The following is a 16,461-nucleotide window of genomic DNA, read 5'->3' on the forward strand; positions in this document are numbered from 1 at the left end:
GCTGACCGCGTGCACGTTGTTCACTTTGGCTGGTTTTCCTGACCATTGTCCCCAGGACTCATGACCACGCGGCCCTGGGCAAGTGCAATGGTTTCCGTGAAGTACTCGGCGTTGGCTGCGATCTCTATCACACTGCCATCCCGATTGAACTGAAATGCTACGAAGTCACGGATTGATTGCTGTGGCTTACATTGAAGCGACCCGCGATAATATTTCCACGCCGTAACCATGATGCCACCCCAGCGGCTCATTTTCTGGAACTGCACGTATGAAAATCGAGCCCATCATCCTGAAACATGTTCAGGGCTTCCGCAACGTTCATCTTAAAAACAGATCAGCATGTGTCGTGTTTGTTGTCGGGGTCACCCGCTCAGGCGAGCGGGCGTTTTTCACTCTGTCCGGTTTGCTTGACCCGGGTCTCCAAGACAATTGCCGCACTGCCCTGGATACGCACCACCACTGCTGTGAAGCCCGCAGCCCTGGCTGCAATCCGCATCACAACGCCGTCCTAATTGAATTGCAATACAGCATGGAAACGAGCGGGGTTAAGTGGACGATGTCGTATTCCGTCTCGCTCGCGAAGGACGCACCCATCCCGGCCGTGCAGCAGAAACAATTACGCTACAAACGCGGACTCCATGACCGCCCAGGCGTGTTTCTGGATGGATGTATCGGTCAGGGCTATGCAAGCAGCGCTGTGGAAGATGTGCATCCATCCGACAACGCACCGGACCGACAACATCAACAGGTTGCCCTGAATACGCTGGCCATTAAAGATCTGGGCGCATTTGAACGGTGTCAGTCCATCCGTACCTTCAAACACATCACAGGACACGGGCGTATCTCACATTCCCATATCGATACAGGGCATGGCTGCAACGTTGCGATCTTTCTCAATGGTCCAAAAGCAGGGACACACCGTGTGCCTGGTATCGCCTCGCCTGTACTCCGATCGATGGACAAGAACTCTCTCACTCTGCATTTACAAGATCGTTCGTTCAGATTGCTTTTCCCTGATCGTGACGTGTCTGACAGGGTTCTGCTGTACGATCCGGCTCCCGACCTGATGCCCTGCGTCGCAGCACCAGGGCATCATCGTGATCGGCAATTGCAATTAGTGATCGGGCAGCTAGAAACGTCCCCAAGATCCGCTGACAGCGGGAGACCGGACCGTGTTGCAAGACATTACGGGGGGCGTGGGTTGGTCAAGTACCGCGACGGCATCAGGCGGCATCGCAGACACGACAATCAGAACATCACCCCCCCTATCACGGGGGACGGTCAACGCGGCCATGGGTGGCAACCAATCTTCAAAAGGATTCATCCAGGATGAAAGCGCTGCGCTTGCTGCTGGAGGAAATATTGGCTCGCCGCCTACCGGGCCGTTTTCTGCAGTGCTTACGGGTACTGGTCAAAGGAATGGATCATCGATTGATCGCTTGCAACGATACGCAGGATCAGAAACAGCCATTGGAACGCCGTATTGCCAGCGACACACATTCCCATAGAAGGGTTATCGCGCAGTGCGATCAGGATCACCTGCCAAATGACTGGGGGATGCAGCAACATCTCATGCATGTTTGTCACACCTCCGGCACAGCGGCGTATGACATTGTTCATATCGCCTGGTGGGAATTGCAATCCTGCTATCCGGTGCTCTTCCAGTCGCTAGAGCACGCCTTAGAAATAGGCACACTAGCGCGACACCAGGGAAAACGCCGCTGCAGATCTTCCAACGCATTCATCAGGCCAAGCCGGACACTAAATATGCTCCCCCGGGACGATGACCAGAAAGTGACCTGTGCTCGACAGACTGGTCAATTTGCAGTGCTGGATCATCAGCATTGCAGTCATTTTTTCAACATGATCGCCAGTATCAAGCGATTTGAAGCAGAACTTCTGGAAAGACCTGTTTGACCAGCTCGAGTAAACATTGGATAGGGCACCTCACCTCCGAGCTCAATCGTCTATGGACGCATGAGAAAACGAGCTACGCCCTACGTGTGCTGATCACCCTCTCGGTCACCATCGCTGTCTGCTGGGAGACGGACCACCTTGATGCAGTAGCGAGCCTTTTCTTGGGAACAATTGCCAGTGCTATCGCAGAGACTGACGATAACTGGTTAGGTCGCAGCAAGGCGGTGCTGCTGTCGCTGCTGTGCTTTGCTGGTGCCGGGGCCAGCGTGGTCCTTTTATTTCCGCATCCAGCATTGTTTGTGCTGGGTATGGCGACCTCAACGTTCGCTCTGACCTTACTCGGTGCGCTCGGTGAGCGTTATGCCTTGATCGCTCAAGCCACTGTGGCTTTGGCCATCTATGCCATGATCGGCATTGACCACGGTGGAGAACAGCCATGGCAGGGTGTCGTGTTACTGATGATTGGTGCTGCCTGGTATGGGGCGCTGTCGATTCTATGGGTCCTGTTATTTGCCAACCGTCCAGTGCGCGAACGCCTGTCACGGCTGTTCGAAGAATTAGGCCATTACCTGCAACTTAAAGCCGATCTGCTGGAACCGGTGCGACAAAGTGACTTGTATGCCATACGCTTGGCGCTGTCCGAGCAGAACGCACGCGTGGTCACCGCACTTAACGATGTGAAAGACGTGATCATTGCGCGCTTCGGTCGCTCTGGCCGGCCTGGTATGCGCTCCGGGGTGTACTTCCGACTGTATTACATGGCTCAGGAGTTTCACGAACGCGCCAGTTCCTCACACTATCCATATGAGGCACTGACTGAGGCGTTCTTCCACAGCGATGTCCTCTATCGCTGCCAACGTCTGCTCAGCCTGCAAGGGTTGCTCTGCGCTGCGCTGGGGAAGGCTATCCAGCTAGGTCGGCCGTTTGTTTATAGTGAGGATACGAGTCTGGCCAGCGACGATTTATACAAGTCACTGAGCTTCTTAAAAAACCGTCCCAATGCCGCACAACGGCGCTTACTTGGCACGCTCGATCTGTTAGTGAGCAATCTACAAACAATTGAGCGGCGTCTCTTCGAGGCTGCGCAGTTGGATACCGCCACCGAGCAGATGGACATGCGCTTAAGCGATTCCTCGCCACACACGTTGCGAGAGATGGTGGCACGCCTGGGGGAGCAACTCACCCCCAATTCGATACTGTTCCGGCACGGTCTACGTATGGCCATCGCATTGAGTGCTGGCTATCTGCTGATACATTCGATCAATACCAATAATGGCTACTGGATTCTGTTAACGACTGCCTTCGTCTGCCGCCCCCATTACGACGCGACCCGGTTGCGCTTGATACAGCGGATTCTCGGCACGCTGCTTGGCTTGGTGATCGCCTGGGTATTGATGCAGTTGTTCTCCAATACCTTATTACAGCTGGTGTTCGCTCTGCTCAGTACGCTGATCTTCATCCTCACCCGCACCGAACGTTATATGGTGGCTACCACTGCGATTACAGCGATGGTGCTGTTCTGTTTCAATCTGATCGGCAATGGTTTTGTACTGATCTGGCCACGTCTGTTCGATACCTTAATTGGCTGTGCAATTGCCGCCGCCGCTGCGTTTTTGATTCTTCCTGATTGGCAGGGTCGACGGTTGCACAAGATCTGCGCTCATGTCATTGACACTTGTGCGAACTATCTGGACAAGGTGCTTGTGTATTATCGTGGTCAGCCTGTTGATGACCTGGACTATCGCATTGCGCGCCGCGACATGAATAACGCGGATGCAGGATTGTCAGCAGCGTTGGCACATATGTTGCGTGAGCCTGGTCGTTATCGGCGTAATCTTGATACTGGGTTCCGCTTCCTGGCACTGACCAACACGCTACTGGGCCATCTGTCGGCGCTGGGCGTACATCGTGCACCACTGGCGGATATCTCAAACACAACGGAATTAGAGGAAGCAGGGGCTTATATAGAACAGGAATTGGAAGCAATCTCACATGCATTGGCAGCACGTACGGCTCCCCCCATGCCTGAAGCGCAGATCGAACAACGATTGATCGATACACTGGAGGCAATCAAAGAATCCGACGACCGCACCCGTCACTTGCTCGCGACTCAGCTAACGTTGCTATTGCGATTGCTACCGCAACTGCGTGCCGCAGTCACTGCACTCATGCAGCCGGTGCCGGCTGAAGATATCCCGGAATTGGCCACGACATAGCCCACCTATTCAACACCTGATGTAGGTGCGATGTTCTTCAGCGCCGCTTGGAAGCAACCGCCTCGTTTTCCCAATGCAAGCTTGGCGGGCTGACTGGACGACACTCAACCAGGAACGCGCATCAATGACGATGGACATCGACATAGTGGGCGCGAGTCACATTCTCAGCGGCGCTGCTACTGCGCATGTAACACGCATGGCAAGCCACTCACATCGCCACTGCGAAGCTCAATCAAGTGGCAAGTGCCGCCAGGCTCAGACCTTGGCAACCGTCGGTGCTCCACGGTCAGACTGGCCGGTTTACTATTGTCATGCCCTCGGTATGATCCCAAAATCAATGCACGCTGTAGATGGAGAAAGCAATGCACGTGATCAGGAATACGATCAGAGTATCCAGATCACCGCGCGATGCTCATCTCATCGATACCAGAAACAGAGGCAAGTTTGATCCCTGACAGGCCTATGCCGCTATGCTCAGTCTGTGAGTGGTGTGAGTAAGTCGGCCAATCCGGGAAATATTCTTCCGCCTGATGGTTCTATACGGCCTAATCTTTACGCGAGCCGCGTGCAAACAATTCCAAGTAAGGTCCAGGGCTGCAAGACTCTAACGCAGTAAAACTCATCTGGCGTGCGGGAATGTTCCCGTTTGTGGGCTACCCAGTCGTTGATCTGCTGTGACGTTCGGGCGTTCTTACCACGCAGTCCAAACAGCAGCGGTTCCGTGACATGACGGAATTAGAAACCGACTCCTCGACTATCTGAACGGCCATCCTTACAGATCTTGTGCCGCACCACGTTGCTTGTGTAGATGAAGCCCTAGGCTTCCAGCACCTTGATACCTTCAGGCAGTAGAGCATTACAGACCCAGAAGTAAAGCATCGTTCACTGGCAAGGTCATGATTTCAGCAAGATCCGTCGTTCCATCACGGGACAGCCGGTGATGTTCCGTGCGACTTTTCCCGTCGGATTCTGAAACTGTGCAGGTAGATACGCCAGGATCGTTGCAAACGTCTAACTATCATGCAGTTTCAGCTTCGGAGTGATGCCGAATACCAGGACCGGACAACCACCATTACAGTCGTTTCTCCATCCACATCCTGCTAGCAGCGTACTTGTTGTGTACCGTTTTAGGTTGACCGGCTTGCTTCACGGTTTTGAACAGGTCTGGTTCACCGGTTCTGGTCAGTCGCGGTACTACTTCCAAAACAGCGTTTAGCGTCTCGCTACGTGTCACCATGGCACCTAAACTGATCAGACCGCACTCGTGGAATGCCCTCATCGCATATAGATCACGCTCGAAGGTCTGATCCTGCGAATACCATTCCAGATTAAAGGCAACACGACTCTTCACATCATTGATCTTGTGGCCGTCGATAAAGTGTTCAATCATCCGAGATGCGGAAGCACATCTCCTTGAATGCGGGCCTCGACTCATCTGACTGAATGGAATGCGCCGGAATACTTTTGCGGCATGTCCGACTCACCATGCACCCCAATGCCCCGCACAGTGATATGAAAATCGAGCAAGGCCGGCTCAATCTCAGTCAGCACTTCGGGCAAGGAAGTTCTAACTAAAATCGCCGCAGCCTGACGATAGAGGTACACGTAATTCTGCAATCCCACATAAAAACCAAGTTCGACTTACCCGTAGCAAGGTCAGTTTAAAGTCAACCTTGCTTGACCCGGAAAGTCGCAGCAACACAGACAATCTACTCAAGTGACCCAGCTAACAATGATCAGCAATACCAGCAGCGCTATCCACAGCAACAACACTCGCCACACCAGGTTCATTGCATCACGCAACTCAGGCAAATGTCGCCACACCGAAACTAGACCAGACTCGGTATAGTCAGTCGCTTCTTCACGCAGTTCGCCGCGCACGCTGGCACGCGCCACATCGCCGAGAAAAGCAAGCTCGAAGTTTAAACGGTTGCCACCTGCCTCACGCCAGGCACGAAACACGGTATCGAAGTTGCCTACAAGCGCCATCGACAGTGTCATCAGCTGTGCCACTGGCCATTCCATCATCGACAGAAAGCGACTCGCACCGCGCCTGTTAGCAGGCGGCAAATGTGCTGCTAAACGGCTCTCCACTGCCAGCGCAGTCAGTCGGTACAACACCGCACCAAACGGCCCTAGCAACAGAAACCAAAACAACAGTGCCAACCAACGCCGTAGTGCGTTAACCACCACAGCTTCAACCAACGAAGGGATATCGTCATACAGGCTACCACCGGCTGCCTGTAGTTGCCTGACTGCCAAGTGTCGAGCTGACGCATCGTCAGCATCAATCACTGCTTCAACGTCACGGTCCAAATCGCGGGGCCCCCAGGTCCAAATCACCACAGCCACACCGAACAGTAATGAAAACAGACCGTGCCAAACACCGTCCAACCACCATTGCAGCAAAGCCACGGTCAACAACAGTGGTCCCAATGCTAACCCCAAGCCATATGAGGTCTGCCACAGGTCACGCATTTGGACCAGACGACCCATCCAAGCCAGCCAGCGGCCGAACCAGTCGAAAGAACGCAATGTTGCTACCTGGGAAGGGAACAGATGTCCCAACGCGAGTGCAACAATCACGGCTATCAGTGTAATGAACATAATGGAGTTCCTCCTGCGATGATTCTAGCCGAGCCATCTACGACAACCATCTCACAGGATTCCTGGCTGTCTGCACATTCAGCCGGCCGTGCGCTACGCATGCATACCCGATCAGCACGCGCGATGACGATCGACAACAGTAACGTGATTGTCGAGGGCTCCCGTAACACTTTATCCAAGCTTCCGTTCAGAACATGAACCCACCGATCTTGGGAAGATTACAGCAAGCGGTCCTAACTCTCGTTCACAACTCACTCACACTACCTGCTGTCATCGCGTGCGCAGCGAAATCCCACATCTAATAAACAGTCAAATATCTCGGTCTATACGGCCAAGTAACAAGCAGATATCCATCAATCTTGCGATCTCTTTCCAGCCACTTAATGTATCGCGCCCTATGTGGCACGACACACGGAAAACGCGAGACAACGACTATCACTAAAAGCACATCAGGATCTGCCGAACAGATGCTAGAAAGCAATGCGTTCATCATCACTAGAGATGTTCATGCAACACCGTTCCTATCCAACAATGTCAAGCACCAAGCGATCATGCCGCAGAAGCCGATTGACACTTTCTGAATAGTAAGGATTCCAATCAACGCATCCCTCAACCATAGATGAAGATGACCGAGAAACACGATACAACATGCCTGACAGAGCTTCTCTAAACGAAGTCGATTTCACCGTTTCAGCCCAATCATGGCCACCAATCCGCCAAGGCTGACATCATTAAGGCTTGGCTTGACACCGAGCATGACTCACATGCAGCCGCATGTAGTTTTTTTAAATATGTCACCCGGGATTAGGTTCAGCCCAATCCTACAGAGGCGCAATCAAATCACACCAACGGGCACAGTACGACAACGGAGACCATGCACTACGGCACAACCCATACGATTTTTTGTGTTGCATGCATCTGAAAGTGGCTGATGTGTTTTATATCTATGGACTCACACGGTGCCATTGAGTTAGGACGAGGGAGCTTCCCTCGTCCTATGGTTTTCATTGCTGACAGCCTGTATTTACCACTGATAACCCACACCTGCACCTACGCCCACTTGACTGCGAGTATTAGCGCTACCACTGAATTTGAACACCCAACGCCCACTCTCAGAAACCGCTGAAACACCCACCGCAATGGCGGACTGCCCCTGGTAACTACTGACGCCTACGGAGGTCATGCCTCGTCCCGGAACATAAGCCTGCGGGAGGTTTGCCGTCGCAATTGCTGCCGCCACGCCTGCATTACTATTCCTACGAAGACTGCCTACGATTCCATCAGTGTACTGTTTGGCGGTGATCAACCCCTGATTGAGTTGACCCAGATTGACTGCATCAGTATCTGCCGTTGCGGCGGCCACATTCGTCACTTGCCTCTGAGAACCCGCCGAGCCTACCGAAACACTGTTGGCACGGTCGGCCACTGAATTGGCGCCAATGGCAACCGCATTGTCAGCAGACACATTGGCATGCTTACCCATCGCAACACTATCGGCACCCGAAGCCACAGCATTAGAACCAATGGCAATCGCACTTTCAGCAGATGCATTGGCATGCTGACCTACCACCAAGCTATCGGTACCCGAAGCTACGGCACCGACACCAATGGCTGTTGCGTCGACTCCGCTCGCACTGGGAGTGCTACTACTGCTGACATGGTTAACTTTAACGAAACTCTGTGCATCGCCAATGCTGTGTATCTTGTCATCAACATAACGATTGGCTTGCTGAGCGACGTAATCAAGCTGACGCAAGTTCACCGCGTCAGTCGCTTCCTTAGCATCAGCGACATTACTGATCGTGCGAGTGTCCCCCTTAGCAGCATCACCCACCGAAACGGTTCCCACTGTGTTGTTCTGTACACCTGAATATTTCCCGGTGTAACTCTCAGCACCACGCCCACCATCTTTCGCACCATCCCCCAACGCCACACTGCCATCAGCACTGGCACTTGCATTGCGGCCTATCGCCGCGGAGCCTTTTCCATTGCCCGCAGCACCAGCGCCTAGCGCTGTCGCGCCTTCACCCGATGCCTGCGTACCCACACCAGCCGCTACAGACCCAATGCCCGTCGCACCATCGCCATCATAGTTGCCTCCCTGGGTACCACCATCATTCGTACTGTAGTAACGAACTGGTTTGATGCCCGCGACCACACTATTGAGCTGGCTGACGTTAACGGCATCCGTGTCTGCCATACCCGCTGCAACTTGAGTGATCCTTTGGCTGCCGGCATTAATGCCCGTACTGGTGACCGAGGGGCCATCCGCAATCACCAATCCGGTTGAACCCAAGATCACGCCGCTGCCCACCTTCACACCATCGGTCGTCATGACCGTGTTGCCAGTGGTCACACTGTCTAGTTTGAAATCCTTGGACAGATTGAAAATCACATCATTGCTGTCGCTTGCTTTACTGATCAACAGGTTTCCGTCGGTATTCTTCAAGTCCACCGACTCACCCGGCGCCACATTACTGCTGTTGGCTCCGGAAGCCATCAAATTCCAACCCTTACTGGCCGTATCGCTCACTGACTGAAGCTGGCCAACGTTGACGGCATCCGTATCTGCCGTACCGGCTGCAACTTGAGTGATCCTTTGGCTACCAGCATTAATGCCCGTGCTGGTCACCGAGGGGCCATCCGCAATCAACAATCCAGTCGAACCCAACGTCACATCACTACCCACCCTCACGCCATGGGTGTTCATCACCGTGTCGCCAGTGATCACGTTCTCCAGTTTGAAATCTTTGGACAAATTGAAAATCACATCATTGCTGTTGCTTGCTTTACTGATCGACAGGTTTCCGTCGGTATTCCTCAGGTCCACCGACTCACCCGGCCCCACATTACTACTGTCGACTCCGGAAGCCATTAAATTCCAACCCCTGCTGGCTGTAGCGCTTACCAACTGAAGCTGGCCAACGTTGACGGCATCCGTGTCTGCCGTACCGGCTGCAACTTGAGTGATCCTTTGGCTACCGGCATTAATGCCTGCACTGGTGACCGATGGACCATCCATAATCACCAATCCAGTCGAACTCAACACCACGCCACTGCCCACTTTCACACCATCGGTGGTCATCACCGTATTGCCGGTGGTCACACTGTCCACTTTGACGTCGTTGGACAGATTGAAAAGCACATCATTGCTGTCGCTTGTTTTAGTGATCAACAAGTTCCCATCGGTATTCTTCAGGTCCACCGACGCACCCGGCACCACATTACTGCTGTTGGCCCCAGAAGCTGTCAAATTCCAACCCTTGTTGGCCGTATCGCTCACCGATTGAAGCTGGCTAAAGTTGACGGCATCCGTGTCTGCCGTACCGGCTGCAACTTGAGTGATCCTTTGGCTACCGGCATTAATGCCTGCACTGGTGACCGATGGACCATCCATAATCACCAATCCAGTCGAACTCAACACCACGCCACTGCCCACTTTCACACCATCGGTGGTCATCACCGTGTCGCCAGTGGTCACACTGTCCACTTTGACTTCGTTGGACAGATTGAAAAGCACATCATTGCTGTCGCTTGTTTTACTGACCAACAAGTTCCCATCGGTATTCTTCAGGTCCACCGACTCACCCGACCCCACATTACTGCTGTTGGCCCCAGAAGCTGTCAAATTCCAACCAGCATTGACAGATTCAGTAAGTGACTTAAGCTGGGCGACATTCACCGCATCCGTATCTGCCGTACCCGCTGCCAAACCTGTCATCTGGCGTGTCTTGGTGGTGTCAGAGGACACATTGCCGACACTGACTGCCGACAGCGTACTCCTCCACGTTGACGAGGAATCAGTCGAAGTACCCCTTGTCTTTGGATCATAGCCAGAGATACCCGCGCCGGTAGAAGCCAGTGAGCCTTGTCCCAGCGCCACGCCTCCATTTGCAACGGTCACACTGCTTGATGCGCCAATTGCCACCCCATTGGCGCCCGAAGTCGCTGCTAAATTGCCTATTGCTATCCCTAAATTACCTGTACCGGATGCGCCAGTCCCTAAAGCAATTGAATCAAGAGATTGCGCACGAGCCGTAGAACCAATGGCAATCGCACGCAGCCCGCTTGCAACAGTGGCGCCACTGGTCTTACCGTCAGTTTTCGAACCTTGCCCTGAACCGATAGCAATCGAGTCGATGCCAGCCGGTCCATTCACGGTGGCAACGCTCCCTAGACGCATAGAATAAGTTGCACCAGTGATATCAACTAAACCGAGTTTGCCCTCATTGACATATAAGGACCCGCCAAGAACAAGGTTTCTATAGTCGAAAAACAGGGAATACTCTGTTTGCGTCAAATCCGGCTCGCATTGCGATCCACTAAAATTCTGAATGATGGACTGCTGATTACTATCATCCAGTATTTGTACGCATGTTCCAGTAGAATTGGCATTCACGTAGACCTGAGCTGCTGCTTTCCCGGCATACCCCATCGACGCCGCAAGCACTGTTAAAAAGACACCTTGCAGCTGCCTCCTGTCCTGCACTTTACCACTGCGCTTAGCGACCATCGCCTTGTTGGAACGTCCGGATCCCGTGCCTTTTTTACCTGAAGACACTGAAGTCATAACCGCGTGTTGCAGCGGATGACCGATTCCATATTTCGGCATAAATGGATCAACACTTTTGATTCTACCCAACCGAACCATGGGCAGTGCAACGTCAGCTTGCATAACAATACTCCTTCACTTTGGCTCGGCAATGCCGAGCATTTGAGACTACGAATTACTGTGGATTAAAGAACTGCCAATAGAATCGATAGAATTGAGAAAATCTATTGAATTGATTTCCATCCCCTATAGATTTATCTCTAAACATTGCAATTGTACAAATAAATGTGACTAACATAAACATTTAAATGTGACAAATGGAAGAATTTTGCGGCGCGTTGTTAACGGTGACACCAAGGATCAAGCACTCAGCAATCGACCTGAAGCGGATGTACTCTTAACGCTTACCGGATCTACGTTAGATTGCTAGCTACGGAAGTTGGCTAAAAACGGCCATGCAGTGACCATTGCGTATCTATCAACTGATAAGGAATGGCGACTCATTTATGATGCACAACTTATCGAGAAGTAAACTTTAATCATTACGAAGAAAGCTTCGACACACCAACCAAAAAATAGACGATATCTTATTATTAAATATACTAATCAATATCAGCATCTTTTAAAATATAATCGCACCAACCAACGTCGAATATTGCATCATCAACACCAAGCTTGAAGTAATACCACTATGGATACGCATATATTAAGTATTGAATACATGCAAACGATCTATTACATTGAAATTTTCAAATTATTATTTTCCATGTTACATAACACGGCAACTGAATCACCGATTGGAACCATTCACGTAGATCACCTTCCTAAAATCAAGATAGATGCTTGTCAGATCGCTCACTGATGGCAATCCATCAGCCGTCTCGTGAATATTTGATTCATAGCCAAATTGATCAAAAAACTGCCGATTTCCCCGTATCCAATACCGAAAAACCATCTAGAACAGATGTTCTTCATTATTTAAATAGTCATTACAATAAAAATTGTATTGAAATATTATAAAAAGAAATGTTTAGACGCCAAGATATTCACTTGAATTTATCTATCATGGACACATCCTGTCACCGGTCATCAGTACTTCCAAAGTTCATTATTTAGCCCTATTTAACCTGCATTCTCCTTAGCCTTTCAAACATAGTGAGTTCAGGTACCATGCGTATCATCCATACTACTTCCTCATCTATGGACCACTCCAACCAACACACAGCCTCCATCACTCAAGCCCAGGCAGAAGAAGCTGTACGCACCCTGTTACGTTGGGCCGGTGAAGATCCCACCCGTGAAGGTTTGCTTGACACACCACGCCGTGTCGTTGAAGCGTACGGGGATTGGTTCAGCGGTTACCGCGAAGACCCCCATGCCTACCTGCAACGCACTTTCGAGGAAACCTCTGGCTACGACGAGCTGATTGTGTTGCGCAACATTACCTATGAAAGCCACTGTGAACACCACATGGCACCCATCATCGGTAAAGTTCACGTTGGCTACTTGCCAAACGGTAAAGTGGTCGGCATCAGCAAGCTGGCACGTGTGGTTGATGCCTATGCGCGCCGCTTCCAGGTACAGGAGAAAATGACTGCACAGATTGCAGCATGCATCCAGGACACATTGACCCCACGCGGCGTCGGTGTCGTGATCGAGGGTGCGCACGAATGCATGACCACCCGAGGTGTGCACAAGCGTGGTGTATCGATGGTCACCTCAAAGATGCTCGGTGCCTTCCGCCAAGACGCACGCACCCGCGCCGAATTCTTAAATTTCATCGAAGTAGGTGGTGAGAGTTGATTCACGTGATGGACTTATAAATGAACCCGCCCGCATCGCCGGCTACTGTTCCCTCCGCGACCCACCGCTCTGGAAGCTGCTTGCTACCGATCAGACACCAGAAATCATCGGATTGTTGTAGGACGTTTTACTCGTTACTCGGCAATGTGCACCGCCACTTGGCGCACTAAAAACGCCGCACAACTTTCCTTCACGTTGCCACGCACCAGACACTGCCCATGCCAACACAGACAAATCAAGCAAACAAATCACGGTCACCGGTCCCATTGAGCAACCAGTGACCCCAGCCACAGCGAACGCCCCAAGAACCAACACTGGCAAAGCCCCACCCACCCAACCTTTTGCAAGACAACGACTCGTGTGACTGATCGCTCCACACTGGACATCACCATTACATCCAAGCAATAGACCATATTCGACAACACATTCATGACAACAACGCCCCTACAACAGACGCATGTGTGAAGGCACCAGAGATAGCAGCAACACGGGCGATGACCTCATCTCCAGGATCGCATGTTACGAAAAGACCAGCCCGTACATTCAAACCGCAGTACAGCATTCGAAGAAAATACCGATACATCGCTGCCAGGGTGATCTCTCAGCACATCTAACAGCGCACTCGTGCACGCTATGATGCATCGCTGCGCCGCATCCACCTGGAGTGCTCATGAACCCGATCCGCCCATTCCTGGACAAGACACCGCAACTGGGTTGTGCCGTATACGTCGATCCAACCAGCACCGTCATTGGTGACGTCATCCTTGGCGATGACGTCTCGGTGTGGCCACAGACGGTCATCCGTGGCGATGTTAACCACATCCAAATTGGTGCCCGCAGCAACGTGCAGGACGGCACCATCATCCACGTCAGCCACCACAGCCCGTACAACACGACCGGACATCCAACGCTGATAGGCACAGACGTGACCATCGGACACGGCACCATCATCCACGCTTGCACCATCGAGAACCTATGTCTCATCGGAATGGGCGCCTGCATCCTGGATGGCGCCACCGTAAAAAAGTACGGCTTCATCGGTGCTGGCGCCGTTGTCAGCCCCAACAAAGTAGTGGGTGAGGCGGAACTATGGCTCGGCAATCCGGCACGCTTGGTACGCAAGCTCAGCGACAAAGAAATCGAAAGCCTGCACTATTCAGCACAACATTACGTGCAACTGAAAAACCGCTACTTAGGTTTGAGCACAAAAACCGCAAGCACACGTCTCTCTGGAACCAAAGCCACATAACACTCTCCACTGCTACAGCAGCGTCCCATCACCCCACAGCGTGGCCGCAGAGCCGTCAAGATCGCCTGCTTAACGCGCGTTGCACACCTTCCAGGTGCTGCCATCCATGCAACCCAACGAAAGGGACGACCCCCACGAATCCTCCTTGTCGCCTTGTGTCTGCGTCTTTCATCAGATGCGATTGACCTTCGCACGTGTCGACATGCTGCTTGTTACATCAACCCGTCAGGATGATTGGTATACAGCTGAATGACGATGTCTTCATGCAGAATGCAGGGAACATGCAGGACAAAACAGACCGCGAAGATCCAACAGCCGTCAACCACCACAGATTCCTCCACACCGCGTGATGGGTTACTTGCACACGCCCCGCGTCGCCGCCTCATTCGCTGGTAACAGTGGCCACTGGCACACCGTGTACATACAGTGTGACCACCCCTCGCGCTCGGAATGGCAGGCTAGGACCCACGCCCAACACGTCTTGCTCGACCTGACGACGGTATAGGCCACCGCTGCCTCAAAAACAGCACGATGTCAGTCTCAAGTGTGGTGTGCTTGGCAAGCCAGTGGGGTTGATCCTCACCGCACAACAAGCCAAGGCCATCTGCAATGCAAAGAAAAACATAGCCAAATGCTTGTGCAGTGTATTAAGCAGTTTTGTCAACTCTACATACGTGACAACAAGCACTCCAACAGCGATCGTGTGTCGGCCTCACTGAGGTGAGTTTTGAACATACGTGAAAAAGTGGAGTGAGCACTTTCCCTGAATCCCGACCCGTTTAAGACACCAGTAGCATGAGGATCGAAGTCCTGGTTACTGTCGTTGCGACAATGGAAATTCATTGAAAAATCGCAAATTGCATCCTTGACCGGGACAGCACAACGTCTCAACAAAATGCTAGCCGAACTCTTTCTGAAACGCCATCCGCTCAGATCAGTCAAACCCACTGCAATCACTCCAGCACACACAACCCCAGCTCAACCAGCCAGACCCTGCAATACGACACCCTCCTTAAGTACAGGCCATACGATCTCAATCACTGAACAGCCTTAAACCGGAGCACGCTGGCGGACGGCCTCAAAAAGCGTCACACCCGTCGCGACCGAGACATTCAAGCTCTCGATGCCGCCCGACATTGGAATGCGTGCAAGCACATCACAGTGCTCGCGGGTCAGTCGACGCAGCCCGTCAGCTTCTCCACCCACCACTAACGCCACGTTGCCACGCAGATCCAATGCATACAGCGAAGTCTCGGCCTCGCCCGCGAGCCCATAGATCCATACATCCTGCTTCTGCAATTCACGCAGAGAACGCGCCAGATTGACGACCGGAATGACCGGGAGACGATCCGCCGCACCCGCTGAGGTTTTACGTACCGTCGCATTGATACCAGCCGACTTGTCTTTGGGGATAATCACTGCTGTCACCCCAGCCGCCGCCGCACTGCGCAGGCAAGCGCCTAGGTTATGGGGATCTTGCACCCCATCCAGCACCAGCAGCAGTGCCTGACCTCCAGCCGTATCCACCAGTCCTTTTAGATCATTCTCGGCCCAGAGATAAGCCGCCACATAACGTGCGGCTACCCCCTGATGACGCACGCCACCGCCGACCCCATCCAGCGCCTGCGTGGTCACCCGGCGCACCTCAATCCCCTTGCGCCGCGCATTTCCCTCAATGTCAAGCAGCCGCTGATTCTTGCTGCCAATCTCGACCAGCACCTCACGCACGTGCTCAGCATCATTCTCGATAGAAGACACAACGGCGTTGATGCCAACAATCCACTGGTTTTGCTTATTCATGATCTAGATCTAAAAAAAGATCGAAACATGGTAGGCGCTGCTCTCCCCTGGGACCAACCACAACGAGCATATGCCGACCTTCGAAGTCCATCGCGAAGCAAAGACCGATACCCGTCGCACGGCATGTCACCGTCAGGCAGCACTGTTGATGTTTGCTTCGCTACAACCCACTGATCGCAAGTGCAAGGTATCCAAGCACGATGTCCCGGACAGCAATACATCGTACGTCGGGACTAATCAGGTACCACACCCCGACATCCACACGGCGTCATATACACCGAATCCTTCCATCTTCAAGCAACAGCTTCACCTGAAGA

11 protein-coding genes are annotated in these 16,461 nt (G+C 52.5%); 5 read left to right on the forward strand and 6 right to left on the reverse strand.

Annotated elements, in window-relative coordinates:
• Window positions 1–20: 20 nt before the first annotated feature.
• Both PLS229_RS06705 and PLS229_RS12445 read right to left on the reverse strand, forming a co-directional pair.
• Entirely contained in the window at window positions 21–251 is a 231-nt protein-coding gene (locus PLS229_RS06705; RefSeq protein WP_152536633.1) for a hypothetical protein, read from the reverse strand.
• Between the two features lie 119 nt (window positions 252–370).
• A complete protein-coding gene (locus PLS229_RS12445; RefSeq protein ID WP_267903149.1) occupies window positions 371–499 on the reverse strand; it encodes a hypothetical protein in 129 nt (42 codons plus the stop codon).
• A 57-nt stretch (window positions 500–556) separates the two neighbouring features.
• Here PLS229_RS12445 and PLS229_RS06710 point away from each other — a divergent pair, with 57 nt between their 5' ends.
• The 3 genes from PLS229_RS06710 to yccS all read left to right on the forward strand — a co-directional run bounded on the left by PLS229_RS06710 (window position 557) and on the right by yccS (window position 4,133).
• Window positions 557–1,333 carry a hypothetical protein gene (locus PLS229_RS06710; RefSeq protein WP_152536632.1) on the forward strand — a complete coding sequence of 259 codons (777 nt, stop codon included), beginning with the start codon at window positions 557–559 and terminating at the stop codon, window positions 1,331–1,333.
• Window positions 1,330–1,917: a hypothetical protein gene (locus tag PLS229_RS06715; RefSeq protein WP_152536631.1), complete on the forward strand. Its 588-nt coding sequence runs from the start codon at window positions 1,330–1,332 to the stop codon at window positions 1,915–1,917. The genes PLS229_RS06710 and PLS229_RS06715 overlap by 4 nt, the downstream gene beginning before the upstream one ends.
• A gap of 86 nt (window positions 1,918–2,003) precedes the next feature.
• Window positions 2,004–4,133 (forward strand): YccS family putative transporter, encoded by a 2,130-nt coding sequence (gene yccS / locus PLS229_RS06720; protein ID WP_230428288.1) that lies wholly within the window; start codon window positions 2,004–2,006, stop codon window positions 4,131–4,133.
• Window positions 4,134–5,205: 1,072 nt separating this feature from the next.
• Here yccS and PLS229_RS11950 read toward each other — a convergent pair.
• From PLS229_RS11950 to PLS229_RS06735, 3 genes are all read right to left on the reverse strand, one after another.
• On the reverse strand, window positions 5,206–5,523 hold the full coding sequence (locus tag PLS229_RS11950) for a BglII/BstYI family type II restriction endonuclease (protein ID WP_051482342.1): 318 nt from the start codon (window positions 5,521–5,523) through the stop codon (window positions 5,206–5,208).
• A 323-nt stretch (window positions 5,524–5,846) separates the two neighbouring features.
• Window positions 5,847–6,740 (reverse strand): regulatory signaling modulator protein AmpE, encoded by an 894-nt coding sequence (ampE, locus tag PLS229_RS06730; protein WP_038271558.1) that lies wholly within the window; start codon window positions 6,738–6,740, stop codon window positions 5,847–5,849.
• A 1,024-nt stretch (window positions 6,741–7,764) separates the two neighbouring features.
• The gene (locus PLS229_RS06735) at window positions 7,765–11,415 is read right to left on the reverse strand and encodes a YadA-like family protein (RefSeq protein WP_114867132.1); all 3,651 of its coding nucleotides are present in this window, start codon (window positions 11,413–11,415) and stop codon (window positions 7,765–7,767) included.
• 1,077 nt (window positions 11,416–12,492) lie between these two features.
• Here PLS229_RS06735 and folE point away from each other — a divergent pair.
• A complete protein-coding gene (folE, locus tag PLS229_RS06740) occupies window positions 12,493–13,095 on the forward strand; it encodes a GTP cyclohydrolase I FolE (RefSeq protein ID WP_038273009.1) in 603 nt (200 codons plus the stop codon).
• A 670-nt stretch (window positions 13,096–13,765) separates the two neighbouring features.
• Window positions 13,766–14,344 carry a gamma carbonic anhydrase family protein gene (locus PLS229_RS06750; RefSeq protein WP_038273004.1) on the forward strand — a complete coding sequence of 193 codons (579 nt, stop codon included), beginning with the start codon at window positions 13,766–13,768 and terminating at the stop codon, window positions 14,342–14,344.
• Between the two features lie 1,050 nt (window positions 14,345–15,394).
• Here the strand turns inward: PLS229_RS06750 and rlmB are convergent.
• Entirely contained in the window at window positions 15,395–16,144 is a 750-nt protein-coding gene (rlmB, locus tag PLS229_RS06755) for a 23S rRNA (guanosine(2251)-2'-O)-methyltransferase RlmB (RefSeq protein ID WP_038273001.1), read from the reverse strand.
• Window positions 16,145–16,461: the final 317 nt, after the last annotated feature.

Source organism: Xylella taiwanensis, assembly GCF_013177435.1.
GTDB classification, from domain to species: Bacteria; Pseudomonadota; Gammaproteobacteria; order Xanthomonadales; family Xanthomonadaceae; genus Xylella; species Xylella taiwanensis.